Raw genomic sequence first — 26,316 nt, 5'->3', positions numbered from 1 at the left:
TCAGGCCACACGTCGGACCGGAGCCCGGTCGTTCGTCACTCCTTCCCCGCCCCTGGCGGTGTCGATGTCCGCCGGGAGGCGGCGGCAATGGTGGGTGGGGACCGGAGGGCCACGGATGCGCCCGGGCCTCGGCGGATTCGGGTCCCGGGGGCCTCGGCGTTGGAGGTGCCCGGACGGGCTGGGACAGGGGGCACGCACGGCGCCCGGGCCTCGGAGGGTGAGTGCGCCTCAGGCTTCACCCGCTGCTCCGGGCGCCGCGGCGGCCGGTCCGGCGGCGGATACGGCTGCGGTTCGCCTGCGCGGGCGGCCGGGTGCCGCCCCGCGATCCCCTGCCGTCCCGCCGGGCCGGTCCTCGGCCGGGCGCACGGTCCGGGGCGTCACCGGCCGAGGGGCCGGGCCGGCGGTCGGTACGAGCGGCCCGCTCCTTGCGGAGGCAGCGGCGGAGCAGCTCCGGGTCGAGCCCTTCGTTCGCTCCCTGGTGCAGCAGCTTGGCGAACACGTAGTCGGGGTCGGTCCGCAGGGCCATGCCCAGCGCCACCCGGGCGGTGGGCTCGTCCCCGGCGGACCAGGCCACCCACCCCGCGAGCGTCAGCGGGGCCGCCGCATGATCGCGATAGGCGCCGACGCACCGCCGGGCGACCGCCCGCCAGAGCCGCAGGGCGGAGTCCACGTCCGGGGCCTCCATCCACTCAGCGGCCCGGTCGCGGGTCGTCCGGTCCTGCAGCCCCACGATGATCGCTGCGGCCTCCTCATCAGTGACCAGGGCATCGTCACGAAGGTCGGCGTCATGGTGGGTGCCGGCCGGCGACGCACCGGCGAACCGGTCCAGGAGCCGGCGGATGAGCGTGAGCGTCTCCTCGCAGACCGTCTCGCGGGCGACACCCCCGAGGATCCTGGGGACCAGCTCCGTCGCGACCGCGTCCAGTGCCTCCTCCTGCGCCGTCGTGGCCGGCCCCGTACGAGGAGCCAGCCTGGCCTCCATCTCGCGCAGCGAGCCGCGCACCTGGATGCCGGCGAAGGTGGCCGCCGCCGCCATGACCGACGTGCCGGGCAAGGTCAGCGGGCTGCCCTCCGCCGGACAGCACCGGACATCGGGGCAGCAGTAGGACCAGAAGCGGCCACCGGAGATGCACAGCGCCTCCGGCACGGGCACATCCAGCTCGCCGCACGCCGTACGCAGGCTCTGGGCCAGCGGCCGCAGCCGCTCCATCACCTCCTGCGCCGCCTCCTCTCCCGAGGGGTCCTGGCAGAGGAAGACGAGAATCCCCTCGGGCCGGGAGCCGCGCTTGGCACTGCCGCGCACCAGACATTCCGCGAGCTGCCGCGCGACCTCCGGCCACGCGTCGGGACCGCCGGGGATGCCGAGCCGCAGACGGCCGCCGAACCGGCCATGGGGTCCGTGCAGGGCGACCATGACGATGCTGTCGTCGGGATGGAACCCCAGCAAGTAGGGCAGGGCGTCGGCGAGTTCGGCGGGGCTGCGGAGGGTGATCCGGTCTTCGGAGGACGGCTGGGGCGGTTCGGTGTGCTCAGTCATGCCACGACCGTGCCGCGGGGACGCCGCACCCACCACCCCTGTGGATAACTCCGGGCATCTTGTCGTACGCATGCTGTGGACAGGGTTGTCCACAGGCCGTCCGCCTCGTTCGCGCGATGTCCGCGGTATCGGGTTGCATGGGGGCATGACCAACGAAGACCTCCGGTCGGCCGCCGACGCCGTACTCACCCGCCTGGTCGCGGCACCCTCCGGCGCGGCCACCCTCCGCGAAGACCAGTGGAAGGCGATCGAAGCACTGGTCGCGGACCGCCGCCGCGCACTGGTCGTGCAGCGCACGGGGTGGGGCAAGTCGGCCGTGTACTTCGTGGCCACCGCTCTGCTGCGGGCGCGAGGAAGCGGTCCCACGGTGATCGTTTCACCCTTGCTCGCCCTCATGCGGAACCAGATCGAAGCTGCCGAGCGGGCCGGCATCCGGGCACGCACCATCAATTCGGCGAACACCGAGGAGTGGGACGCCGTCCAGGCGGAAGTGGCCGCCGGCGAGGTGGATGTTCTGCTGGTCAGCCCGGAGCGGTTGAACAATCCCGACTTCCGCGACCAGGTCCTCCCCAAGCTCGCGGCGGGCACCGGACTACTCGTGGTCGACGAGGCACACTGCATCTCCGACTGGGGACACGACTTCCGACCCGACTACCGCCGGCTGCGGACCATGCTGGCCGATCTGCCGCCCGGCGTCCCCGTGCTCGCCACGACCGCGACCGCCAACGCCCGCGTCACGGCGGACGTCGCCGAGCAGCTCGGCACCGGCGAGGGAGCCCCGGAGGCCCTCGTGCTGCGCGGGCCGCTGGAACGGGAGAGCCTCAGCCTCGGCGTTCTGCGGCTGCCGGACGCCGCTCACCGGCTGGCCTGGCTGGCCGACCACCTCGACGAGCTTCCCGGGTCCGGGATCATCTACACCCTGACTGTTGCGGCGGCCGAGGAAGTGACGGCGTTCCTGCGGCAGCGGGGCCACTCCGTCGCGTCGTACTCCGGGAAGACCGAGGACGCCGACCGGCGGGCGGCCGAGGCCGACCTGCTCGCCAACCGGGTCAAGGCCCTGGTCGCCACCTCCGCCCTCGGCATGGGCTTCGACAAGCCGGACCTGGGATTCGTCGTGCACCTGGGGTCCCCCTCCTCCCCCATCGCCTACTACCAGCAGGTGGGGCGCGCCGGCCGCGGGGTGGAGCACGCCGAGGTACTGCTCCTGCCCGGCCGTGAGGACGAGGCGATCTGGCGGTACTTCGCCTCGCTCGCCTTCCCGGGCGAGGAGCAGGTGCGCCGGACGCTCGACGTGCTGGCCCAGGCCGGGCGGCCGCTCTCGCTTCCCGCGCTCGAGCCACAGGTGGAACTGCGGCGGTCACGGCTGGAGACGATGCTCAAGGTGCTGGACGTGGACGGCGCTGTGCAGCGGGTGCGCGGTGGCTGGACGGCGACCGGCCGACCGTGGACCTACGACGCGGAACGTTACGCCTGGGTGGCCCGGCAGCGCGAGGCCGAACAGCAGGCGATGCGGGACTACGCCGGCACCGACGACTGCCGGATGGAATTCCTGCGGCGGCAGTTGGACGACGAATCGGCGGCCGCGTGCGGGCGTTGCGACAATTGCGCGGGAGCGCGCCTGGGCCCCGAGGTGTCAGCCGCGTCCCTGGAGGCGGCGCGGGGGGAGCTCGGCAGGCCGGGTGTCGAGGTGGAGCCGCGCCGGATGTGGCCCACCGGCCTTCCCGCCATCGGCGTGGAGCTCAAGGGCCGGATTCCCGCCGCGGAACAGGCCGCCCCCGGGCGGGCCCTCGGGCGGCTCTCCGATATCGGCTGGGGCAACCGGTTGCGGCCGTTGCTCTCTGCTCAGGGGCAGGACGGGCCGGTGCCCGACGATGTGGCCGACGCGGTGGTCACCGTGCTGGCCGACTGGGCGAAGGGGCCCGGCGGATGGGCCTCCAGGACGGCCGACGCCCCGGCCAGGCCGGTCGGGGTGGTCACGCTCGCCTCCCGGTCGCGTCCCCAGCTGATCCGGACGCTCGGGGAACGCATCGCCGCCGTCGGCCGGATGCCGCTGCTGGGATCCGTGGTGTATGCGGACGAGGAGGCGGACCCCCGGGTTCCGCGGTCCAACAGTGCTCAGCGGCTCCGGGCGCTGCACGGTGCGCTGACCGTACCCCCGGCGCTGTCCGAGGAGTTGGCGCGGGCCGCGGGGCCGGTGCTGCTGGTGGACGACCTCGCCGACACCGGGTGGACGCTCGCGGTCGCCGCGCGGCTGTTGCGCAGGGCCGGAGCAGCGGAGGTGTTTCCGCTGGTCCTCGCCGTGCAGGGGTGATCGCAGGGCTCGGTGGCCGAAATATACGCGGCAGAACGGCAGTTAACGGTCGGCCGGGCGGATTGCTCATTGCCGCAGGCCAGTCCGCCCGGAAGAATTGGCAGCGATCCGCGCACCGGCCGTACCCGGGGTCGTCGTGCCCCGGCCTGCCGTGCCGCGGTTCGCTCCGCGACAGACCCTGCCCGAGCTGCGGGCGGTGCAGACCGAGGGAGGACCGTGACCTCCGGCTTCGCTCCTCCTCCTGCCGCGCCCTTCGGCGGCGCGTCGGCCTCCCCGTCCAGGTCGGGGCGGATTCTCGAGCCCGCGGAGTGGGCCGCGGCGGGGATCCCGTTGCTGCGCAACCCCCGCGAGGTCGTCACCGGACTGCACTCCCGCCACGGCCCGAATCCCTCGACAGCCGTGGTGGCGGTGCTCGGCTCGGACGAACGGGTCAGTGCCAGCGCGTCGTTCACCCGTCGGTCGACCGCGGCCGACGGGTGGGTGCTCCGCAACGCCCTGCTGGCGCAACTGCGCCGGATCGTCCCGCACGACCTCAGGCGCCGGGTTCCCGTGCGCACGGCCGTGCTCCTCTACTGCCGGGACGGAGACCCCGGCTGGACGGAGGAGGACGGCGCGTGGATGTGGGGGCTGCGCGACGCGTGCACGCTGCACGGTCTCCGCTGCGGGTCGTACATCACCCTGACGAGCGGCGGCTGGCAGGTGTTCGGGGAGGGGCGCGGCGGCCGACGACCGCACGCGGCCTCCCCCTCGGGGGAGAACCGCGGTGGACCGGTCGACCGGAACGGCGCGTCCGCCCGCCCGCAGCACGTCGCGGACACGGCAGCGGAATGGGCCCATCCCGGTGCGGAATGGGCACGTCCCAGCGCTGTCCGCTGACGAACGGGGAAGGACATCTCCCACCCGCCGCCCGCTGCCGGACGCCGACGCGATCCGTCGTGCAGCCGCCGCTCCGGCCGGAGGCCCGCGAAGGAACCCGCCGAAGGAACGCGCCGGCAAGGCCGTTGGCGTCCGGGCGACCCGCTGCGCGGGGCCCGGCTCAGCAGCCGGGCACAGCGCATCCGGTCGTCCGGCGCACCGCGTCCGACCATCGGGCGCAGCGCGCTCCGACGGTCAGCAGTGCGTTCCGACGCTCAGGCGCCGGCGCCGACGAGTGCGTTGATCCGCTGGGGATCCCCGCAGACGATCAGCAGCACTCCGGCTCTGGTCATGGCGGCGGGCAGGGCACGGGCGGCGGCGTCGTCCGGGCCACCGTTGACCGCGACCACCACGACGGGGCGGCCGGCGGCGCGCTCGGTGGCGGCGGCGTCCAGGTAGAAGACGTCGTCGCCGGCGTCGTGCTGCGCCCAGTAGGACGCTTCACCGAAGGACAGTTCGTGCGCGGCCCACGGGTGCTGGTCACCGGTGGTCAGCACGAGGATGTCGTGCGGCGCACGTCCGGAGTCCAGCAGCAGGTCCACCGCTTCCTCGGCCGCGTCCAGCGCGCCCTCCGCGGAAGCGGGGATCAGCTGGATCTGGGGGGTCGAGGCGGAGGACGCCTTGGACTTGGCCGCGTCACGCGGACCGCGCTGCGACGGCGTGGCGGACGGGCCTCGCTGGGGACCGGGACGGCCGGGCCGCGACGTTGCGGGCCGGGGGCCGGGGCCAGGGACGGGACGGGGGGTCGACGCGGCACGGCCGGGGGCCGGAGTTGCGCGGGGACCCGGGACACTCTCGTGAATCTGAGGCTCCTCGGGGATGAGAGGCATGGGCTGATGTCTATCAAACGCCGGTGCGAAACGCATCAGCGGGGGTGGTCGCGGAATGGCCGCTCAGAAGTCGAAGCCGAGCTGCCCCCCGGATTCCAGGGCCGCCGCTTCCGTCCCGATCCGCTCCTGTTTGAGATGCCGCCAGCGCGGCAGCCCATCCAGGTAGGCCCAGGACATGCGGTGATGTTCCGTGGGGCCCAGCTCCTGCAGCGCGGCACGGTGCACGGGCGACGGGTAGCCCGCGTTGTCGACGAACTCGAAGTCGGGACAGCCCAGGCCCAGTTCGGCCATCATCGCATCCCGGCGCACCTTGGCGATCACCGAGGCCGCGGACACCGCGATGCAGGACTGGTCGCCCTTGATCACCGTACGGACCGTCCAGGGCGCGCCCAGGTAGTTGTGCTTGCCGTCGAGGATGACCGCGTCGGGACGGACCGGCAGCAGCTCCAGGGCCCGCACGGCGGCGAGCCGCAGTGCGGCGGTCATTCCCGTGCGGTCGATCTCCTGCGGCGTGGCGTGCCCCAGGGCGTAGGACGTGACCCACCCCTCCAGGACCCCGGCCAGCTCGGTGCGGCGCTTGGGGGTGAGCAGCTTGGAATCGGTCAGCCCCTCGGGCGGACGCCGGAGACCGGTGACCGCGGCGCACACCGTGACCGGACCGGCCCAGGCGCCGCGCCCGACCTCGTCGACGCCCGCGACGACTTTGGCACCGGTCGTCGCGCGGAGTGAGCGCTCGACGCTGTGGGTAGGCGGTTCGTACGGCATGGCGCAGTCAGATTACGCCGCCGGGCCGGGCTTGCGGCAGGCGGGGATCGGTCACCTCGGGACCGACGCCGCGACACCGGTCGCGGATCGGCTTCCCCGCACCGGGGTGTTCGCTTGCGCACACTGTTGCCACCCGGATGGCACGGCCGCCCGTCGACACCGGAGACCTCTCCGCGAAGAATTCCGGAACATCGCCCTCCACCCCACAATTCCGCACCCATGGGTCACCCCTGGGGATCATTTTCCTCGTCGGGCAGATACGCACGCCCCCTGCGGACGGCCTGGTTCGGCGCGCCGAGCGATGGGACAGCTGTCGCATTCGCGAATACGGAGCGAGGTTCGGACCGGAGCACCCGGCCATGGGGACCACGGTGCCGGCCGGCACGGGCCGAGGCGGGAGGTGCGGTGCGCGGCGTACGGTTTCGATGCTCAAGGACCGTGGACCGGCCCGGACATGACGTTCGCGCGCCATCGGTGAAGCGGCTCGTCCTCGGTGTCGTGGCGTGCTCCCCGCCGCCGTCGGACCGTTCGGACCGTGCCGTCACAGGTTCCCCGTACCGCCGACCGCCCCGGCGCCGTCGCTCGGCACCGGGCTCAGTCCCCGCGGCTGCATGGCCGGATCCGGGCGGACCACCGAGGTACGGCCGGGATCCGAGCCGCCGGCCGGGACACGTTGGCACGGCCGAGACGGGACACGTTGGCACGGCCGAGACGGGACACGTTGGCACGGCCGAGACACGGGCACCAGGGCCGAGATCAGGGTTGCGTGATCAGGATCGCAGTCCCCGGTCAACGGAGGGAATCCAGCGGGGGCGACCGCGAGGGGCCGCTCGGCCGTCAGCCGGTGGCGTCCGGAGCCCAGCCGGGCAACGGCTCGGTGCGCTCCCACCACTCGCTCGGCGGCGCGCCGTCCGCCGCGGCCGCGACCACGCCGCCGACGATCGCGCAGGTGGTGTCCACATCGCCGCCCACCTGCGCCGTCGTCCAGAACGCCGCCTCGAAGTCCCCCAGGTGACGGGCGGCCGCCCAGAGCGAGAAGGGAACGGTGTCGTGGGCGCTGGTGCGGCGGCCGGAACCGAGCACCGCGGCGACCGTTCCGGCGTCGCCGTAGTCCAGCATGTCCAGGGCACGGCGCAGTCCCGCCTGCACAGCGCTGCGCGGAACGAGTTCGATCACCCCGCTGAGCAGGGATTCGGGGCTGCCGCAGCCCTCGGGGGCGGCCACCAGGGCCGCGGCGGCCGCGACCGCCATCGCCCCGGCGACGGCCTCACGGTGCTGGTGGGTGGTGTACGCGGAGATCTCCGCCTGGTGGGTGGCCTGCTCCGCGTCGCCCGCGTACCAGGCGCCGAGCGGGGCGATCCGCATCGCGGCACCGTTGCCCCACGACCCCTGGCCGTTGAACAGGGCGGACGCGAGTTCGCGCCAGTCACCACCCTCCCGGATGAGCCGGAGCATCCGGTTCACCGCCGGCCCGTAGCCGCGGTCGAAGTCGTGGTGCTCGGCGAAGGAGCGGGCGAGCGCGTCCTGATCGATGCGGCCGTGTTCGGCGAGGACCGCCACCACCGAACAGGCCATCTCGGTGTCGTCCGTCCACTGCCAGACACCCGGCGGCAGCGCGCGCCGCTTCAGCGCGGGGTAGTTCGACGGCACGAAGAACTGGGAGCCCAGTGCATCACCGACAGCCAGCCCACGCAGGCCGGCCAGGGCACGCTCGCAGCGTCGCAGCGGAGAAGGATCAGCGCTCATCGCTCCGACACTCTAGCCGGTGGCGCCGTACGACTCGGGTGTGCACCAGCGCTCGAACGGCCGGTCCAGGTGGTAGCGGCCGTTCGCGCCGAGGAGCAGCGTCCGGCCCTCGGCGTTCCCCGGATTCGACAGTGACTCGAATTCGGCGACCGTCCAGTGGAACCAGCGCATGCAGAACAGCCGCATGGTCAGTCCATGGGTGACGAGCAGCACATTGGGCGGGTGGTCGGGGTCCTCGAAGCTGCGGTGCAGGCTCTCCAGGAAGGCCCCGACCCGGTCGTAGACGTCCGCCCCCGACTCGCCCTGGGCGAAGCGGTAGAAGAAGTGCCCGTAGGCGTCCCGGTAGATCTTCTGGAGCCGCACGTCCTCGGCGTCCTGCCAATTGCCCCAGTCCTGCTCCCGCAGCCGCGGCTCCTCCCGGATCCGTACCCTCCGGGGGTCGAGGCCGAGCGCGCGGAACGTCTGGTGCGTCCGCCGGTACGGCGACACATAGGCGCTGACCCGCTCCTCCCCGAAGACGTCCCGCAGCCGCCGGCCGGCCTCCGTGGCCTGCCGCCATCCGGTCTCCGTCAGGTGGAGTGCATGATCGGGCTCCCGCTCGTAGACCGTGTCGTCGGTATTGCCCTCCGACTCTCCGTGCCGGAGGAGGACGATGCGCCGGGGCCGTGCCATGCGGCCACCATAGATCCGTCCTCCGGGGGCCGCCCCTCACGCCCGGCGGGGCGGCGGGGAGCCGGCCGTTCCGCGCCGTCGGCCTGGGCTCCGGGCACCGCGGCGCTCCGCGCGGTCGGCCGCGGGGGCCGGGCGGGCACCGCCCCGACGCAGCCCCGCACCCGTCCGGCGCGCCCGAGCCGGTACGGGCGGCGACCCGGTACGGGCCGCGGAGGCCACGGGGCCTCACCCGGAAGTCTCAGGCATCATCCGGCCTCAGCCGGCCACCGGCCCGGGAGCCGCACCGGGGCCGCCGCCGGAGAGCGGTCGTCGGAGAGTGGTTCCGGCCCGGACCGCGGCCCCGGCCCGTCACACCGACCAGGAGGGCTCCAGCGCCACGACATCACCGGCGAGCGCGGAGACATCGGCCTCGATCTGCGTCCGCAGGGCCAGCCGCTCCACCCGCTCCGTGCGGTACTTCCCGTGCTCGGCGGCGGAGTCCCACAGGGACAGCACCAGGAACTCGCTCCCCGGAGCCTCGCCGAAGAGGCCGCGCAGCATCCCGGGGGAACCGGCCATCGCCGGGTTCCACACCTTCTCCTGCATGAGGGTGAAGTGCTCCACCCGTTCGGGACGGACGCGGCAGTGCGCCACCCGCGCCACATCCGCGTCGGAGAAGACCGGCTGAAAACCGACCTTCACATCGAACCGGTGCTCGAAGAGGCGTATATGGGCGTCCTTGAACGTCCCCGACTGGGCTGTCGCGAGACGGTCGTGCGACCGCGCCATGAAGGAGTCGTAGAACGCCCGGCTCTCCCAGAAGGCGAAGAGGTGTGCCACACCGGGGCGCGCCCGGCTCCACCCTCCGCCCTGCCCCCGGAAGCCCGGCTCGCCGAGCAGCCCCGCCCATTTCCGCTGCCCCCGCTCGAAACCGCGGCGGTCCACCACGGTGCAGCGAATCCACTTGACCAGCACCGCGCCATCGTACGGCCCGCAACGTGCCCTGCGTCACTCCCCAGCCGGGCCCGGTGGCCCCGCACCGCCCGGCGACCCGGGCGCCTTCCGCTCCGGGCGCCGGCGCGGAGCCGGTACCGCGCGACCGCCCCGGCAGGCGGCCCGTCGCGTGGCACCATGGGTAACCGGGTTGAAAATCCCGGTAGTTACGGAGGGGGTCCCGGGGGGGGGAGCCGTTCCCCAGCAAGCTCGAGCTCTGCGGGCCGTCGCGTACGGCAGCGGCCCGCGACGCTGCGGCACCCCGCGGACACATTCCACATCGGCGCGGTTCCGAGGAAGGGAAGTCTGGTGAACAGTCTCAACAAGGGGCTCAGCAAAGTCGAGGTCACACTCAAATGGGACCCCAGCCCCGCGGGCGAGCCGGACAATGACCTCGACATCGTCGCCGCGACCTACTCCACGGAGAATCCGCCAGGCGAGCCCGCGTACCTGGTGCATTTCGACAGCCGTTCACCCGACGGCACCATCACGCTCAACCGGGACAGCCGGACCGGCCAGGGGTTCGGGTTCGACGAGGTGATGACGCTCGAACTCGACCGGCTGGCCCCCGTGTACACCCGGGTCGTGGTGGGGGTGGCCATTCAGCAGGGCGAGGCCCGGAAGACCTTCGGGGACATCGAGAGCACCGGCGTGCGGATTGTCGAGGACCATCACGAGTTGCTGGCGGACGACTTCGCCGGGGTTTCCGGTGCCACGGCGGCAACCGTGGCCGAATTCAGCCGTGACGAATCGGGCGCATGGACACTCCGCCGGTCCGTGCGGGGCTTCGATGCCGACCCCGCCTCCTTCACCGCATTGATGGGCGGCCTTCCCACCTGACCGCACCGGACGCTCCGTCCGGGCCCGGGAGCGGCGGTGGGTTCGCCCGCCGCCCCGGGTGCGGCGGTGCTCGCACCAGACGCCGGCCCCGGCCCCGGCCCCGGCCCCGAGGCACCGGTATGACCCATTCCAGCCATGGAGACGCGATGTGACGGCGGCTCCACCACTCCACAACAGCATGATCTAGATCACCCTGTGATCTAGGCAATAAGCCGGTCTCGACGAGTCGCTGACGATGGTAGGGCCCCAATTCCTGACCGGAAGGCTCCCCCCTGATGTCGACGGCATCCCTGACGGCTTACCAGAGAGATGTGTGGACGGCCGGTTCCCAGCAGGAGGACTCGCCCCAGTTCAACTGCGTTCTCCATGAGCGCGTCGAAGGCGACCTCGATCGCGCGGCCCTGGTCGCGGCCGTGGAACAGGTACTGCAACGGCACGACACATTCCGTTTACGCTTTGACGAACACGACGGAACACCGCACCAATGGGCCGTTCCCGAAGGCCCGAAGGTCCGTATCCTCGACCTCTCGGGAGAATCCGACCCGGCCGCTTCCTGCGCCGCATGGATGGAGCGCACTCTCCAGCGGCCTCTTCCGCTCCGACGCAGCCCCATGGTGGAAGTGTCGCTGCTGCTGGAAAGCTCTTCGGTGACGCATCTGCACCTCAAGGCACATCATATCGTCGCCGATGGATGGACTTTCAACCAGCTGTCCCACCAGATCTTCGCGGACTACGCGCGGATACGGCGCGGCGAGGAATGCTCCGGGGTTTCCTCCTCTCTTCTCGACTTCGTACCGGAGGAACGCACCTACCGCGCTTCCGCGGAGTTCGCCCGCGACCGGGAATTCCATCGCAGCAGGCTGGCCGAGGTGGTTCCGGCCCTGTTCGCCCGCCGGACCGTCGGCGGTTCCGCGCAACGGGCACGCCACTCGTTCGTGCTGGAAGGCCCCCTGATCGCACGGATCCGGGAGGCCGGCCTCCCGCCGTTCCCCTATCTCGCGGCCATGCTCGGAACCTGTCTCTCCCGGATCCACCGCGCCGGGGAAGTGACGATCGGTGTTCCCTTCCTGAACCGTCCCGAAGAGCACCACAAGGACGTGCTGGGCCACTTCGCGAATACCCTCCCCCTGCGGATCCGGACGGACGGCGGACAGTCGGTGCGTGATCTCGTCGCCGACGTCCGGCAGGCGACATCGGCAGTGCGCCGGCACGAGCGCCCGGCTCTCGGGGACGTGCTGCGGGACATTCCCGGACTCCCCGCCGGAACACGGCAGTTATCCGATGTCACCTTCTCCTATCTGCGCTATCCGCGGGCCGCGCAGCTCCCCGGAATCACCCGGTCACTGACCATGCAGGCCCCGTCGCACGACCAGGACGTCCTGGCCATCTACGCCATCGCGTTCGACGACGTCGACCATGTCCAGGTCGACCTGGACTACGCCTGTGACGTCTTCGACGCCGACTTCCCCGTGGAGGCGGTGGCACGGCATCTGAAGGTCCTGCTCACCGAGGGGGTCCGCCGGCTGGACGAGCCGGTGTCGACGGTGCCGATGCTCACACCCGCGGAGCGCCGGGACCTGCTGGCGGAGCACAGCCAGGGGCCCGTCGTCCCGTTCGCCGACGAGGCCACCCTGTCCTCCCTGTTCGAGGCACGGGCGGCACGGCACCCGGACCGGGTCGCCGTCGTCGCCGCCGGCAATGGCGCGTCGCTGACCTACGGCGAACTCGACGCCCGGGCCAATCAGGTGGCGCGGGCCCTGCGTGCCGACGGGGTGCGGCCGGGCGACCGGGTCGCCCTGCTCATGGAGCGCGGACCGCAGCTGCTGGTGGCGCTGTTCGGCATCCTCAAATCCGGGGGCGCGTACGTCCCGGTGGACCCCGGATACCCGGCGGAGCGCATCCGCTTCCTGCTGGAGGACAGCGGGTCCCGGATCGTGCTGGCCGACGACGTGGACCGGGCACCGGACGTGGCGGGGACGACGGTCCGCCGGCCGGCCGACCTGCTGCACGGACCGGCCGGCCCGCTCGAACCGGCGGCCACCGCGCGCGACCTCGCCTATGTCATCTACACCTCCGGTTCGACCGGCAGGCCCAAGGGCGTCATGGTCGAGCACCGGTCGGTGGTCAACCGCCTCGCCTGGATGCAGCGGCAGCACCCGCTCGGCGAGGGGGACATGCTGCTGCAGAAGACCCCGGTCTCGTTCGACGTCTCGGTGTGGGAGCTGTTCTGGTGGTCCGTCGAGGGCGCCGGGCTGGTGCTGCTGCCGCCCGGTGGGGAGAAGGACCCCGAGCAGATGCTGCGGGCCGTCCGTGATCACCGGGTCAGTGCCCTGCACTTCGTCCCCTCCATGCTCGGCCCGTTCCTCGACCTGCTCCAGGAGTCGCCGGAGCTTGCCGAGGAGGCGGCCCGCTCGCTGCGGTTCGTCTTCTGCAGCGGCGAGGCCCTCGCGACAGCGCAGGTCGACCGCTTCAACCGGGTGTTCACCCGGGGCCGTTCGCCACGCCCGGCGCTGGTGAACCTCTACGGCCCGACCGAGGCCACCGTGGACGTGTCGTTCCACATCTGTCCCACCGACCCGGACCGGCCGGTCGGCCGCGTACCGATCGGCCGTCCCATCGACAACATCCAGCTGTACGTCCTGGGCCCGGACGACCACCTCCAGCCGGCCGGCGTGCCGGGCGAGTTGTGCATCGGCGGTGTCGGTGTGGCCGCCGGCTACCTGAACCGCCCGGACCTCACCCGCGAGAAGTTCGTCGACGACCCGTTCACCCCGGGCGGCCGGCTGTACCGCACCGGTGACCTGGTGCGTCTGCTGGCCGATGGCGAGCTGGAGTATCTGGGCCGACTGGACGGGCAGGTCAAGATCCGGGGCAACCGGGTGGAGCTCGGCGAGGTCACCAACGCTCTCCTGACCGCCCCGGGGGTGCACGAAGCCGTGGTGGTGGACCGCGCCACCGCGTCGTCCGGAACCCAGCTGGTGGGCTACTACACCGCCGGATCCGACCTGCCCGTGGCCGGGCTCCGCGCGCATCTCGCCCGGTCCCTGCCGCCGTTCATGATCCCGGCGCACTTCCTGCGGATCGACCGGATCCCGCTCACCCCCAACGGCAAGGCCGACCGCCGGGCGCTGCCCGACCCCGGCACCTCCGGCGGAGCGGCCGGGCAGCAGGAGCCGCGCACCCCGGTGGAGACGGTGCTGGCCGAGGTCTGGGCCGAGGTGCTGGGCGTGGAGCGCGTCGGGGTGCACGACGACTACTACGCGCTGGGCGGCGACTCGATCCTGATGCTCCGGATCCGCGCCCTGGCCGAGCGGCGGGGGGTGACGTTCGCCCTCGGCGACCTGGTGCGGAGCCCCACCGTCGCCGGTCTGGCCGCCTCGGCCGGCACCGCGGAACCGGAACGCGAACCCGGTCTCGCCCCGTTCGCGCTGGTCTCCGGTGTGGACCGGCCCCGGCTCGGCGACGCGGAGGACGCCTATCCCCTCACCCGGCTCCAGCTGGGCCTGATCTATCACAGCCGGCGCCAGGAGAGTTCGGCCGTCTACAAGGACGTCTTCCGCTACACCCTCCGCATGGCCTGGGACGAAGCCGCGTTCCGCCGGGCGTTCGACCGGCTGGTGGCCCGCCACCCGGTGCTGCGCGCCCACTTCGACCTGACCGGTGAACCGCTGCAGATCGTCCGGCCCACGGTGCGGGGCGGCCTGGAGGTCGCCGACCTGCGGGCGTGCGGCGCCGCGGAGGCGGAGTCCCGGATCGAGGACCACATCCGGCGCCGCCGCTTCCACGACTACGCCTTCGACCGGGCACCGCTGTACCTGCTCCGTGCCCATGTCCGGCCGTCCGCCGTCGACCTGGTCCTCAGCTTCCACCATGCGCTGCTGGACGGCGGCAGCGTGGCCAACCTGCTCGGGGAGCTGCTCCAGGACTACGCGCACGGGCTCGGGCTGCCCACCGGCCCCGTCCCGGACACCCCGCTCCCCTCGGCCGCGCACCACGTCCTCGCCGAGCGGAGGGCCCTGGAGCACGAGGAGAGCCGGCAGTACTGGCGGGCGAAGCTGGACGGACGCACCCCCGTCCAGATCGACGCCTTCCGGCCGCACCAGCCCGCGGACGGCGGCGAGGAAACGATCGTGCGCCTGGTCGAGCTGCCGGAGGAGACCGGCACCCGGCTGCGGGCGCTGGCGCAGGAGCGGGCGCTGTCCGTGAAGTCGGTGCTGTTCGCCGCGCACGGACTGACCCTGGGCACGCTCACCGGCACCGCGGAGGTGACCACCGGGCTGGTCTCCCACGGCCGCCCGGAGCGCGCCGGAGCGGAGCGCATCGCCGGACTGTTCCTGAACACCCTGCCCATCAGGCTCAGTACCGCCGGGGAGAGCCGGCTCGACATCGCGCGCGAGGCCCTGCGGCAGGAGCGGGAGAGCCACCCCTACCGGCACTACCCGCTGAGCGCCGTCCAGGAGGACCTCGGCGGCGGCACGGTGATCGAGACCGCCTTCAACTATGTGCACTTCCAGCAGCTCGCCCCGGTCCTGGGTCTGGACGGCATCGAGCTGACCGGCTTCCGCACCTGGGAGGAGACCAACTTCACGCTGCTGGTCAACGCCGTCACCGACCCGGTGGACCACCGGGTGCGGCTGCGCATCGACTGCGACGGACGGACCTTCACCCCCGAGCAGGCCGACCTCTACGCCGACCTCTACGTCCGGACCCTCCAGCGCCTGGTGGACCGGCCCGACGAGGCGCCCGACCAGGGCTTCCTCGCCGAGGAACCTCACCCCGCCGCGGCCCCGCTGGACGACCCCCGGGACACCGTGGTGACCCGGTTCGACCGGCAGGCCGCCCGTACCCCCGGGGCGACCGCCCTGGTCATGGACGAGGAACGGTGGACCTACGCACAGCTGTCCACCGCGGCGGCGGCCGTGGCCGGGAGACTGCGAGCGCTCGGCGCCCCGCACGGCGCCCGGACCGGCATCGCCATGGACCGCTCCCCCGGAACCATCGCGGCGATCCTCGGGGCGCTGCGCGCCGGGACGACGGTGGTGCCCCTGGACACCGGGTATCCCGAGAAGCGTCTGCGGAGCATGATCGAGCAGGCCGGGCCGTTCCGCGTCATCGCCCACGCCCGGTACGCCGGACTGATCGGCGACCCGGCGCTGCTGCTCCCCGCGGAGTCCGTGACCGAACCGTGCCCCGGCGCCGACGAGGCCGAACCTCCCGTGATCGATCCGGAGGACCCCGCGTACCTGCTGTTCACCTCCGGCTCCACCGGTGAGCCCAAGGGCGTGTCGATGCCCCACCGGGCGCTGGCGAACCTCGTGGCCTGGCAGACCCGGACCGCGAGCGGCGCCGTCGGCGGCGGCACCCTGCAGTACGCCCCGCTGAGCTTCGACGTGTCCTTCCAGGAGATCTTCTCCACGCTCTGCTCGGGCGGCACCCTGCACCTGGTTCCGGAGGACGTCCGCCGGGACATGCCCGCGCTGCTGCGCCTCCTCGACGAGCAGGGCGTGGAGCGGGTGTTCATGCCCTATGTCGCGCTCCAGCAGCTCGCCGAGGCGGCGGACGGCCTGGGCCTCGTCCCGTCCCGGCTGCGGGTGCTGATCTCCTCGGGCGAGCAGCTGCGCGTCACCGAGGAGATCCGCCGGCTGTGCGGCCGGCTGCCGGGGGTGGTGCTGGAGAACCAGTACGGTCCGACGGAGACCCATGTCGCCACCCGGTTCACCATGACCGGCGATCCGTCCGCGTTCCCGGCACTGCCCCCCATCGGCACCCCCATCGACGGTGTCGAGGCGTATGTGCTCGACGCCCGGCTGCGCCCGGTGCCGCCCGGGGTCCGCGGGGAGGTGTACCTCGGCGGCAGCTGTCTGGCCCAGGGCTACGCGGGCCGGCCGGACCTGACGAAGGAACGGTTCCTCGACCATCCCTTCGGCCGTCCCGCCGTCGTCTACCGGACGGGGGACCTCGGCATGGTGCTGCCCGGTGGCGACATCGTGTGCGTGGGCCGCGCCGACACCCAGGTGAAGGTCCGCGGCTTCCGGGTCGAACCGGCCGAGGTGGAACTGGCCGTCACCGCGTTCGCCGACGGCTGCCCGGGGCTGCGGGAGGCAGCGGTCGTCGCCCGGCGGCGCGGCGCGGACGACGCCTTCCTCAGCGCGTTCCTCGTCGGGGACCCGGCGTCCGTGGACCTCGACGGCCTCGCCCGGCACCTGCGGAACGTGCTGCCGGAGTACATGGTTCCGTCGCACTTCCAGTGGCTGGAACGGCTGCCGCTGACGCCCAGCGGCAAGCGCGACGACGCGGCCCTGGGGCGGATTCCGCTCACCGCGGCGGCCGGCTCCGGCACGCCGACCGCGCCGCGCGACGAGCACGAGCAGGTGCTCGTCGAGATGCTCGGCGACCTCCTGCAGGTGAGCGGACTCGGCGTGCACGACAACTTCTTCGACCTCGGCGGAACCTCGCTCACCGCGATGCGCCTGGTCGTCTCGGTGGAGCAGCGCTACGGCGTCGGCATCCCGCTGGGCCGGCTGATCGCCGCGCCCACCGTCGCCGAACTGGCCGCCGAGGTGCGCTCCGCGGTCTCCGGTGCCGCCCCCGCGCCGTTCGACCCGCTGGTGGCGATCCGCCCGCAGGGAGACCGGCCGCCGCTGTTCATGGTGCATCCGATGGGCGGCAACGTGCTCTGCTACCTGCCCTTCGCCCAGTACCTGCCGGACGACCAGCCGCTGTACGCGCTGCAGGCCGCGGGGGCGGACCCGGGCACCGAACCGCTGCGGAGCATGGAGGAGATCGCCGCCTCCTACGTGTCCGCACTGCGCCGGGTGCAGCCGCACGGGCCGTACACGATCAGTGGCTGGTCCTTCGGCGGCTTCGCCGCCTTCGAGATCGCCCGGCAGCTGCGGGAGGCCGGCGAGGAGGTCTCCCGGCTGATCCTGCTCGACACCACCGCGGTCGACACCGAGCAGCGGAACCGGTACACCGAGGACGCCCTGCTGGGCTGGTTCTTCTGGGAACTGCTCTGGCTGGAGCGCGGCGGCGCCTCGCCCGTCGAGGAGATCCCGGACGACATCACCTCCCTGGACGGCAAGTTCGCCTACATCGCCCGGCGCGCCACGGAGGCCGGAGTGCTGCCGGCGGGGAGCTCGGGAGCCGTGATCCGCCGGCTGTTCCGCGTGTACGAGGCGAACTGGAACGCCACGCTCGCCTACCGCCCGGAACCCACCGGCCACGAGCTCACGCTGATCCGCGCGACCGAGCCGCTGCCCGAGGTCCTCGCCGCGATGCACGGCGCCGCGGGCAGCCGGCACCGGGACCCGGCGAACGGCTGGGGAGCCCTGGCGGGCGGCGGCCTCGAGGTCATCGGCGTACCCGGCGATCACCTCACGATCATGGAAGAACCCCATATCGGGCACGTGTCCCGGACCGTCGCCCGCATCGTCCGCACGGCTCCGGCCGCTGCTTCGAAGGAGAACTGACACCATGCCGGAGAACCGACCCACCAAGGTACTGATCATCGGTGCCGGGATCGGCGGACTGACGCTCGCCGTCGCGCTCCGCAGACTCGGCATGGAGGCCGTGGTCCACGAGCGGGCGACGGAGCTGCGCGCCGCGGGCTCCGGGCTGTCGGTGACGAGCAACGCCATGGCCGCGCTGGACGTCCTCGGCATCGATCTCCACCTGGCCAAATGGGGCCAGGCGGTGACGTCGTTCGCCGTCCGCACCACCCGCGGCCGGCTGATCCGGCGGCTGCCGCTGCCCGAGATCGGTGCCGAACTGGGCGTGCCCACCGTGTGCATCAGCCGCACGGATCTGCAGCAGGCGCTGCTGGAGGCGGCGGGCGACACCCCGATCGTCCTCGGTTCGGCCGCCACCCGCGTCGAACCGGACGGCACCGTCCATTTCGAGGACGGCACCACGGCCCGGGGCGACGTCGTGGTCGGCGCCGACGGATTCCACTCCGTCGTGCGCCGTGGGATCGTCGGCCCCGAGGAAGCCCTGGACGGCGGCTACGTCTGCTGGCTCGGGATCGCGCCCTTCAGCCACCCGCGGCTGTCCGCCGGGGGCGTCGTCCACTACTGGGGCAGCGGACAGCGGTTCGGTCTGGTCGACATCGGGCACGGCCGCGTCTACTGGTGGGGCACGAAGAACATGCCCCCGTCCCGGTCGCTGAACTGGCAGGGGGACAAGGACGAGATCCTGAGCGCCTACTCCGGCTGGGCCGAGGAGACGCAGGCAGCGGTCCGGGCCACCCCGCGGGAGGACATCCTGGCCGTGGGGTCCCGCTACCGCACCTTCCAGGACCGCTGGGGGGAGGGCCCGGTCACGCTGCTCGGCGACGCGGCCCACCCGATGCCCACCAGCCTCGGGCAGGGCGCGGCGATGGCGATGGAGGACGCCGTGGTCCTGGCCAGGACCCTCGCCGGGGCGACCGGCCTCCCCGCCGCCCTGCGGACGTACGAGGACCGGCGCCGGGAGCGGACCCGCGCCGTCGTGACCGCCTCCATCGCGACGAGCACCATGGAGCAGCTGGAGAACCCGGTGCGCCGGCTGGCCCGCGACAGCTACCTGCGGCTGGTCCCCAACCGCACGCTGCTCCGCCAGCAGCGAGCGGCGCTCACCTTCCCGGGCATCCCGGACTGACCCGGCAGCCGGGAGCGGCCCGTCGTCCCGGTCGGGGGGACGGGCCGCTGCCGGCGGGGGGAGGTGCGACGTTCCGGATCGCGGGGACTCTCCGGACCGCCGACGCCCTGAAGAACGACAGAGAGGGCGCCGACCGATGGCCGGCGCCCTCTCATCCGCGAATCGGCCTCCTCAGCAGCCGCCGTTCAGGCCACTCAGGAACGCGATGCGCTCCGACTCAGCTGCAGCCGCTCGTCGACCCGCACCCCTCGCACAGGTAGCAGCTGCCCGCCCGGCGCATCTTGGTGCCGCACGAGAAGCACAGCGGAGCGTCGGCGTTCAGGCCCAGCTGCATCTCCACCAGCTCGGTGGAGTTGTGCGCCTGCTGCGGAGCCTGCGGGGCGCCCGCCGTGGACGTGGGTGCCGTCGTCTGCGGGGACTCGACGTGCCGCGGGGCGGACTGGGCGAGGCCCTCGACGTCGACCTCGTCGTCGTTCGGCTCGTACGAACCGGTCTCCAGGTGCCGCTGCCGCTCCTCGGCCGAGTGGATGCCGAGCGCCGAGCGGGTCTCGAACGGCAGGAAGTCCAGCGCCAGGCGGCGGAAGATGTAGTCGACGATCGACTGCGCCATCCGCACGTCCGGGTCGTCCGTCATGCCGGCCGGCTCGAAGCGCATGTTGGTGAACTTCGAGACGTAGGTCTCCAGCGGAACCCCGTACTGCAGGCCCACCGAGACGGCGATGGAGAAGGCGTCCATCATGCCCGCGAGGGTCGAGCCCTGCTTGGACATCTTGAGGAAGACCTCACCGAGACCGTCGTCCGGGTAGGAGTTGGCGGTCATGTAGCCCTCGGCGCCGCCCACCGTGAAGGAGGTGGTGATGCCGGGGCGGCCCTTCGGCAGCCGGTTGCGGACCGGCCGGTACTCGACGACCTTCTCCGGCACGGCCTCGGCGACCTCCGCCGCCTTCTCGTCCTTCTTCTTGACCGAGAGCGGCTGGCCGACCTTGCAGTTGTCGCGGTAGATCGCGAGCGCCTTCAGACCGAGCTTCCAGCCCTCGAAGTAGACCTCCTCGATCTCCTCGACGGTGGCCGACTCCGGGACGTTGACGGTCTTGGAGATCGCACCGGACAGGAACGGCTGGGCGGCCGCCATCATCCGGACGTGGCCCATCGGCGAGATGGAGCGCTCGCCCATGGCGCAGTCGAAGACCTCGTAGTGCTCCTGGCGGAGGCCGGGGGCGTCGATCACATTGCCGTGCTCGGCGATGTGGGCGACGATCGCCTCGACCTGCTCCTCCTGGTAGCCGAGCCGCTTCAGAGCCTTCGGGACGGTGTTGTTGACGATCTGCATCGAGCCGCCGCCGACGAGCTTCTTGAACTTGACCAGGGCCAGGTCCGGCTCGACGCCCGTGGTGTCGCAGTCCATCATCAGGCCGATGGTGCCGGTGGGGGCCAGCACCGAGGCCTGGGCGTTGCGGAATCCGTTCTTCTCGCCGAGCCGGATCACGTCCTGCCAGGCCTCCGTGGCGGCGGCCCAGACCGGGGTGTCCAGGTCGTCCATCCGCTTGGCGGCACCGTTGGCGTCGGAGTGCTGCCGCATGACGCGCTGGTGGGCGTCGGCGTTGCGGGCGTAGCCGTCGTACGGGCCGACGGCCGCGGCCAGCTCGGCGGAGCGCTTGTAGGAGGTGCCGGTCATCAGCGAGGTGATGGCACCGGCGAGCGCGCGTCCGCCGTCGGAGTCGTAGGCGTGGCCGGTGGCCATCAGCAGCGCGCCGAGGTTGGCGTAGCCGATGCCCAGCTGACGGAAGGCCCGGGTGGTCTCACCGATCTTCTCGGTCGGGAAGTCCGCGAAGCAGATGGAGATGTCCATCGCGGTGATGACCAGCTCGACGACCTTGGCGAAGCGCTCGGCGTCGAACGACTGGTTGCCCTTGTCGTCGTCGCTGAGGAACTTCATCAGGTTCAGCGAGGCCAGGTTGCACGAGGAGTTGTCCAGGTGCATGTACTCGCTGCACGGGTTCGAGGCGGTGATCCGGCCCGTCTCCGGCGAGGTGTGCCAGTGGTTGATGGTGTCGTCGTACTGGATGCCGGGGTCGGCGCAGGCCCAGGCGGCCTCGGCCATCTTCCGGAAGAGGCCCTTGGCGTCGACCTCCTCGATGACCTCGCCGTTCATCCGGCCGCGCAGCCCGAACTTCGAGCCGGTCTCGACGGCCTTCATGAACTCGTCGTTGACCCGGACCGAGTTGTTGGCGTTCTGGTACTGCACGGAGGTGATGTCGTCACCGCCGAGGTCCATGTCGAAGCCCGCGTCGCGCAGCGCGCGGATCTTCTCCTCCTCCTTCACCTTGGTCTCGATGAAGGCCTCGACGTCCGGGTGGTCCACGTCCAGGACGACCATCTTGGCGGCGCGGCGGGTGGCACCGCCCGACTTGATCGTTCCTGCGGACGCGTCCGCGCCGCGCATGAAGGAGACGGGGCCGGAGGCGTTGCCGCCGGAGGAGAGGAGCTCCTTGGAGGAGCGGATCCGGGAGAGGTTCAGGCCGGCGCCGGAGCCGCCCTTGAAGATCATCCCCTCTTCCTTGTACCAGTCGAGGATCGACTCCATGGAGTCGTCGACCGAGAGGATGAAGCAGGCCGAGACCTGCTGCGTCTGCTGGGTGCCGACGTTGAACCAGACGGGCGAGTTGAAGCTGAACACCTGGTGCAGCAGTGCGTGGGTCAGCTCGTGGTCGAAGATCTCGGCGTCCGCCGGGGAGGCGAAGTAGCCGTGGTCCTCGCCGGCCTTCCGGTAGGTCTTGACCACGCGGTCGATGAGCTGCTTCAGGCTGGACTCACGGCTGGGCGAGCCCACCGCGCCCCGGAAGTACTTGCTGGTGACGATGTTGACCGCGTTCACCGACCAGAAGTCGGGGAACTCGACGCCTCGCTGCTCGAAGTTGACCGAACCGTCGCGCCAGTTGGTCATGACGACGTCACGACGCTCCCAGACCACCTCGTCGTACGGGTGCACGCCGGGGGTCGTGTGGATGCGCTCGATACGCAGCCCCTTGCTCGCCTTGCTGCCCTTGGCGCGGGAGCCTCGTGCCGGGCCGCTCGCCGTCTCTGTCATGCCGCCTCCCTGTGCGGGCGAAAACGCCCTGATGTGCCTTTTTCTTCCCGTAGGCACGATTTCTGTCGTGCACCCGAGCGCACACGGCGCTCCGGGCAGGTCTGATGTGCGCCGCTAGTCGGCGGCGGTGACGGGCGCGGGGACCTCGGTGTCCCCCGCGGGCCCGCCGGTGTCGGCCGTGGGCCGCCGCTCGCGCAGCTCAGCGACCGCGGCCTCGAAGTCCTCGAGCGTGTCGAACGCCCGGTAGACCGACGCGAACCGCAGATAGGCGACGAGGTCGAGCTCCTGGAGCGGGCCGAGTATGGCCAGCCCGACGTCGTGGGTCGACAGCTCGGCGCTTCCGGTGGCGCGCACCGCCTCCTCGACCTGCTGGCCGAGCTTGGCGAGCGCGTCCTCGGTGACCGGCCGACCCTGGCACGCCTTGCGCACGCCGGAGATGACCTTGTCACGGCTGAACGGTTCGGTGACTCCGCTCCGCTTGATCACCATGAGTGACGCCGTCTCCACCGTGGTGAAGCGGCGGGAGCAGTCGGGACACTGGCGACGCCTGCGGATCGCGGTCCCGTCGTCGGTGGTGCGGCTGTCCACCACACGGCTGTCCGGGTGTCGGCAGAAGGGGCAGTGCATCTTCCCTACCCTCCTAGAACCCTGTGAACGTGGTACGAAACAGCAGCACGGCTGCACGCCGCACCGGCCCCGAAGGGGCCTCGCGGAGCACCCCAAGCATAGGCGATATCCGTGAGTGCGGAGTCCCCCGGGACCACAACTTGTGGGTGGCCGATGCCCATCTAACCACTAGATCTGGTGGTCGGACCTCACGCGCGCGGACCGCGTGTCGCACGGCGCAGCGCCCATGAGAGTACGGGACGAGGACCGGCCGCCGCCCGGCGGGGCACGAGTGACACACTGGGTGACGGCGCGGCGACGCACCCCGCGCAGGCCCGGCCGCTACATTCCGGACGGAAGGCCCCGCAGCGGAGCCGGTTCCGCTCATACACCCGACTGCTTGACCACGACGGGCGAACTGCGAAATTTCACTCGAACGTGTGTTTGGCGCAACCTTTCGAAACCAACTACCGTTGTCCCACTAGGGAGAACATCTCGAGAGGGGCCGACGTGACCACCACCGCAGACAGCGCCACCATCACCGCCCAGGACCGCTCCCAGCACCGGGCCGACCAGGGGCACGCGATGAATGAGGCCGCCATGACCCCGGAGGGACAGAAAGCCCGATCACTGCCGGGCCGACCTCCCGGAATCAGGGCGGACAGTTCCGGCCTCACCGACCGGCAGCGGCGCGTCATCGAGGTCATCCGGGACTCGGTGCAGCGGCGCGGCTACCCACCGTCCATGCGGGAGATCGGACAGGCGGTGGGGCTGTCGAGCACGTCGTCCGTGGCCCACCAGCTGATGGCCCTGGAGCGCAAGGGCTTCCTGCGCCGCGACCCGCACCGTCCGCGCGCGTACGAGGTCCGCGGCTCGGACGGGCCGACCAGCCAGCCGACGGACACGACCGGGAAGCCCGCGGCGTCCTACGTGCCGCTCGTCGGCCGCATCGCCGCCGGTGGCCCGATCCTCGCCGAGGAGTCGGTCGAGGACGTGTTCCCCCTCCCCCGCCAACTGGTCGGTGACGGCGAGCTGTTCGTCCTCAAGGTCGTCGGCGACTCCATGGTGGAAGCCGCCATCTGCGACGGCGACTGGGTGACCGTACGCCGTCAGCCCGTGGCGGAGAACGGCGACATCGTGGCCGCCATGCTCGACGGCGAGGCCACCGTGAAGCGCTTCAAGCGGGAGGACGGCCATGTGTGGCTGCTCCCGCACAACTCCGCGTACCAGCCGATCCCGGGCGACGAGGCGACCATCCTCGGCAAGGTGGTCGCGGTGCTGCGGCGGGTCTGACACACCCCTCACGACCGGGCCCCGGGACCACTGCGCCGGTTCCGGGGCCCTGCTGTGTCCGCTGTGCTGAGTCGGCAGTCCCCCGGGTGTCTTGATCACGAGCGGTGCCGACGCTCGTGATCAAGGAACTCAGCCCGCGGCCGCGTCGATCGCCGCCAGGGAACGGCGCACCTGGTTGCGGTCCACCGTGTACCAGAAGTCCGGCATCGAGGCCCGGAGGAAACTGCCGTAGCGCGCGGTGGCCAGCCGGGGATCGAGGACGGCGACCACGCCCCGGTCCCCGGACGCCCGCACCAGCCGGCCGGCGCCCTGCGCCATGAGCAGCGCGGCATGGGTGGCGGCGACGGCCATGAAACCGTTGCCGCCGCCTTCCTCCACGGCCTTCTGCCGTGCGCTCATCAGCGGATCGTCGGGCCGGGGGAACGGAATCCGGTCCATGACGACGAGCTGGCAGCTCGGTCCCGGGACGTCGACGCCCTGCCACAGCGACAGGGTGCCGAAGAGACAGGTCCGGGGGTCCTCGGCGAAGGCCCGGATCAGCTCGCCGAGCGTCTCCTCGCCCTGCAGCAGGATCGGATGGTCCAGGCGCTCCCGCAGCGCCTCCGCCGCGCCCTGGGCGGCCCGCATCGAGGAGAAGAGGCCGAGTGTGCGGCCGCCCGCCGCCTCCACGAGCTCCGCCAGCTCGTCCAGCATGTCGGTGCGGCTGCCCTCCCGGCCCGGCTGCGCCAGATGCTTGCCGACGTAGAGGATGCCCTGCTTCGGGTAGTCGAAGGGCGAGCCGACGTCCAGCCCCTTCCACTGCGGGACGTCCTCGCCCTCCACGCCCTCCGGGGAGAGCCCGAGCGAGGCCGCCACCCCGTTGAAGTCGCCGCCGAGCTTCAGGGTCGCGGAGGTCAGCACCACGGACCGCTCGGTGAACAGCTTCTCGCGGAGCAGTCCGGACACCGACAGCGGTGCGACGCGCAGCGAGGCCCCGAACCGGTCATGGCGCTCGTACCAGACGACGTCGTACTCCGAGCCGTTCGCGATGCGCTCGGCGACGGCATGCACGTTCTCCACGGCCGCCAGGGCCTGTTTGCGCACCGCGTCCTCGTCCTGCACGGACTTGTCCCGGGTGTTCCCCAGCGCCGTGATGACGGTGCGGGCCGCGTCCCGCAGCGCCATCAGGGCGTAGCCGAGGTCCTCCGGGATCTCCTCCAGGCGCCCCGGGAGGGCCAGCTCCATCAGCCGCTCGAAGGACTCGGCCGCGGTCTGGAGGGCGTCCGCCACCTTCTCGTCGACCAGCTTGGCGGCCCGGCGCACGGCACGGTTCACCGACCCCGGGGTGAGCTCCCCGGTGGCGGCGCCGGTGACGCGGGAGACCAGTTCGTGGGCCTCGTCGATGACGAGGACCTCGTGGCTGGGGAGCACCGGGGCGCCCTCGATCGCGTCGATGGCGAGCAGCGCGTGGTTGGTGACCACGACGTCGGCCAGCTTGGCCCGCTCCCGCGCGGCCTCCGCGAAGCACTCCGCCCCGTAGGCGCACTTCGACGCGCCCAGGCACTCCCGGGAGGACACCGACACCTGGGACCAGGCGCGGTCCGAGACGCCGGGGGTGAGATCGTCCCGGTCCCCGGTCTCCGTCTCGTCCGCCCAGTCCCGCATCCGCAGCAGGTCCTTGCCGAGCCTGCTGGTGGGCGTCGCGGCCTCGAAGGGGTCGAACAGCCCCTCTTCCTCCTCCTGCGGCACCCCCTCGTGGAGCCGGTGCAGGCACAGGTAGTTGGAGCGCCCCTTGAGCATGGCGAACTCCGGCCTGCGCCGCAGGAGCGGGTGCAGCGCCTCGACCGTGCGCGGCAGGTCCCGCTGCACGAGCTGCCGCTGCAGCGCGAGGGTCGCGGTGGCCACGACCACCCGCTCGCCGTGCGCCAGGGCCGGCACCAGGTAGCCGAGCGACTTACCGGTGCCCGTTCCCGCTTGGACCAACAGGTGGGAACCGTCGTCGACGACCTCGGCAACGGTCTCGGCCATGGTGACCTGACCAGGGCGTTCCGTACCGCCGACGGCGGTGACGGCGGCGTGCAGCAGGTCGGGGAGGGAGGGCTTCGTCATAGCGTGACCACCCTACGGG

The 26,316-nt window shown here is 72.0% G+C and carries 15 protein-coding genes; 6 read left to right on the top strand and 9 right to left on the bottom strand.

The genetic code is table 11. From position 1 onward, the window contains the following. Positions 1 to 235: 235 nt before the first annotated feature. Complete coding sequence (locus ACFYYR_RS22900) at positions 236 to 1,537, bottom strand: DUF4192 domain-containing protein (protein ID WP_388856502.1); 1,302 nt, start codon at positions 1,535 to 1,537, stop codon at positions 236 to 238. Positions 1,538 to 1,682: 145 nt separating this feature from the next. On the opposite strand from ACFYYR_RS22900, the gene ACFYYR_RS22895 reads away from it, so the two are divergent. Next, entirely contained in the window at positions 1,683 to 3,848 is a 2,166-nt protein-coding gene (locus ACFYYR_RS22895; protein WP_388856499.1) for a RecQ family ATP-dependent DNA helicase, read from the top strand. A gap of 216 nt (positions 3,849 to 4,064) precedes the next feature. Beyond that, positions 4,065 to 4,724, top strand: a complete 660-nt coding sequence (locus ACFYYR_RS22890) for a hypothetical protein (RefSeq protein ID WP_388856496.1) — start codon at positions 4,065 to 4,067, stop codon at positions 4,722 to 4,724. Positions 4,725 to 4,978: 254 nt separating this feature from the next. Here ACFYYR_RS22890 and ACFYYR_RS22885 read toward each other — a convergent pair whose 3' ends face one another. From ACFYYR_RS22885 to ACFYYR_RS22865, 5 genes are all read right to left on the bottom strand, one after another. After that, positions 4,979 to 5,593 (bottom strand): hypothetical protein, encoded by a 615-nt coding sequence (locus tag ACFYYR_RS22885; RefSeq protein ID WP_388856493.1) that lies wholly within the window; start codon positions 5,591 to 5,593, stop codon positions 4,979 to 4,981. A 63-nt stretch (positions 5,594 to 5,656) separates the two neighbouring features. Beyond that, the gene (locus ACFYYR_RS22880) at positions 5,657 to 6,358 is read right to left on the bottom strand and encodes a ribonuclease HII (RefSeq protein ID WP_351504998.1); all 702 of its coding nucleotides are present in this window, start codon (positions 6,356 to 6,358) and stop codon (positions 5,657 to 5,659) included. Between the two features lie 837 nt (positions 6,359 to 7,195). Continuing rightward, positions 7,196 to 8,104, bottom strand: a complete 909-nt coding sequence (locus ACFYYR_RS22875) for an ADP-ribosylglycohydrolase family protein (protein WP_388856489.1) — start codon at positions 8,102 to 8,104, stop codon at positions 7,196 to 7,198. Between the two features lie 12 nt (positions 8,105 to 8,116). Further along, positions 8,117 to 8,776, bottom strand: a complete 660-nt coding sequence (locus tag ACFYYR_RS22870) for a histidine phosphatase family protein (protein ID WP_388856486.1) — start codon at positions 8,774 to 8,776, stop codon at positions 8,117 to 8,119. 348 nt (positions 8,777 to 9,124) lie between these two features. Then, positions 9,125 to 9,730: a YdbC family protein gene (locus ACFYYR_RS22865; RefSeq protein WP_388856483.1), complete on the bottom strand. Its 606-nt coding sequence runs from the start codon at positions 9,728 to 9,730 to the stop codon at positions 9,125 to 9,127. Positions 9,731 to 10,057: 327 nt separating this feature from the next. Between ACFYYR_RS22865 and ACFYYR_RS22860 the strand changes: the two genes are divergently transcribed. From ACFYYR_RS22860 to ACFYYR_RS22850, 3 genes are all read left to right on the top strand, one after another. Next, the gene (locus tag ACFYYR_RS22860) at positions 10,058 to 10,588 is read left to right on the top strand and encodes a TerD family protein (protein ID WP_388856480.1); all 531 of its coding nucleotides are present in this window, start codon (positions 10,058 to 10,060) and stop codon (positions 10,586 to 10,588) included. Between the two features lie 275 nt (positions 10,589 to 10,863). After that, positions 10,864 to 18,057 (top strand): amino acid adenylation domain-containing protein, encoded by a 7,194-nt coding sequence (locus ACFYYR_RS22855; RefSeq protein WP_388856477.1) that lies wholly within the window; start codon positions 10,864 to 10,866, stop codon positions 18,055 to 18,057. Positions 18,058 to 18,061: 4 nt separating this feature from the next. Continuing rightward, a complete protein-coding gene (locus ACFYYR_RS22850; protein ID WP_388856475.1) occupies positions 18,062 to 19,222 on the top strand; it encodes an FAD-dependent monooxygenase in 1,161 nt (386 codons plus the stop codon). 217 nt (positions 19,223 to 19,439) lie between these two features. Here ACFYYR_RS22850 and ACFYYR_RS22845 read toward each other — a convergent pair whose 3' ends face one another. Continuing rightward, positions 19,440 to 22,310 (bottom strand): vitamin B12-dependent ribonucleotide reductase, encoded by a 2,871-nt coding sequence (locus tag ACFYYR_RS22845; protein ID WP_388856472.1) that lies wholly within the window; start codon positions 22,308 to 22,310, stop codon positions 19,440 to 19,442. Positions 22,311 to 22,424: 114 nt separating this feature from the next. After that, the gene (gene nrdR, locus ACFYYR_RS22840; RefSeq protein WP_388856469.1) at positions 22,425 to 22,937 is read right to left on the bottom strand and encodes a transcriptional regulator NrdR; all 513 of its coding nucleotides are present in this window, start codon (positions 22,935 to 22,937) and stop codon (positions 22,425 to 22,427) included. Positions 22,938 to 23,426: 489 nt separating this feature from the next. Here nrdR and lexA point away from each other — a divergent pair, with 489 nt between their 5' ends. Beyond that, positions 23,427 to 24,209, top strand: a complete 783-nt coding sequence (gene lexA / locus ACFYYR_RS22835) for a transcriptional repressor LexA (RefSeq protein WP_351504980.1) — start codon at positions 23,427 to 23,429, stop codon at positions 24,207 to 24,209. Between the two features lie 129 nt (positions 24,210 to 24,338). Here the strand turns inward: lexA and ACFYYR_RS22830 are convergent, their stop codons facing one another. Then, positions 24,339 to 26,297 carry an ATP-dependent DNA helicase gene (locus ACFYYR_RS22830; protein ID WP_388856465.1) on the bottom strand — a complete coding sequence of 653 codons (1,959 nt, stop codon included), beginning with the start codon at positions 26,295 to 26,297 and terminating at the stop codon, positions 24,339 to 24,341. Between the last annotated feature and the right edge of the window lie 19 nt (positions 26,298 to 26,316).

Origin of the sequence: Streptomyces sp. NPDC001922 (assembly GCF_042891165.1) — a bacterium.
In the GTDB taxonomy this organism is placed as follows: domain Bacteria; phylum Actinomycetota; class Actinomycetes; order Streptomycetales; family Streptomycetaceae; genus Streptomyces.
This window is presented reverse-complemented; position numbering and strand designations above follow the sequence as displayed.

What these genes read in the sequence shown, in the direction of transcription:
- ACFYYR_RS22850 (WP_388856475.1), top strand. Translation starts at nt 18,062, where the DNA reads ATGCCGGAGAACCGACCCACCAAGGTACTGATCATCGGTGCCGGGATC.
- ACFYYR_RS22880 (WP_351504998.1), bottom strand. Translation starts at nt 6,358, where the DNA reads ATGCCGTACGAACCGCCTACCCACAGCGTCGAGCGCTCACTCCGCGCG.
- ACFYYR_RS22855 (WP_388856477.1), top strand. Translation starts at nt 10,864, where the DNA reads ATGTCGACGGCATCCCTGACGGCTTACCAGAGAGATGTGTGGACGGCC.
- ACFYYR_RS22875 (WP_388856489.1), bottom strand. Translation starts at nt 8,104, where the DNA reads ATGAGCGCTGATCCTTCTCCGCTGCGACGCTGCGAGCGTGCCCTGGCC.
- ACFYYR_RS22830 (WP_388856465.1), bottom strand. Translation starts at nt 26,297, where the DNA reads ATGACGAAGCCCTCCCTCCCCGACCTGCTGCACGCCGCCGTCACCGCC.
- nrdR (WP_388856469.1), bottom strand. Translation starts at nt 22,937, where the DNA reads ATGCACTGCCCCTTCTGCCGACACCCGGACAGCCGTGTGGTGGACAGC.
- ACFYYR_RS22895 (WP_388856499.1), top strand. Translation starts at nt 1,683, where the DNA reads ATGACCAACGAAGACCTCCGGTCGGCCGCCGACGCCGTACTCACCCGC.
- ACFYYR_RS22900 (WP_388856502.1), bottom strand. Translation starts at nt 1,537, where the DNA reads ATGACTGAGCACACCGAACCGCCCCAGCCGTCCTCCGAAGACCGGATC.
- ACFYYR_RS22870 (WP_388856486.1), bottom strand. Translation starts at nt 8,776, where the DNA reads ATGGCACGGCCCCGGCGCATCGTCCTCCTCCGGCACGGAGAGTCGGAG.
- ACFYYR_RS22885 (WP_388856493.1), bottom strand. Translation starts at nt 5,593, where the DNA reads ATGCCTCTCATCCCCGAGGAGCCTCAGATTCACGAGAGTGTCCCGGGT.
- ACFYYR_RS22845 (WP_388856472.1), bottom strand. Translation starts at nt 22,310, where the DNA reads ATGACAGAGACGGCGAGCGGCCCGGCACGAGGCTCCCGCGCCAAGGGC.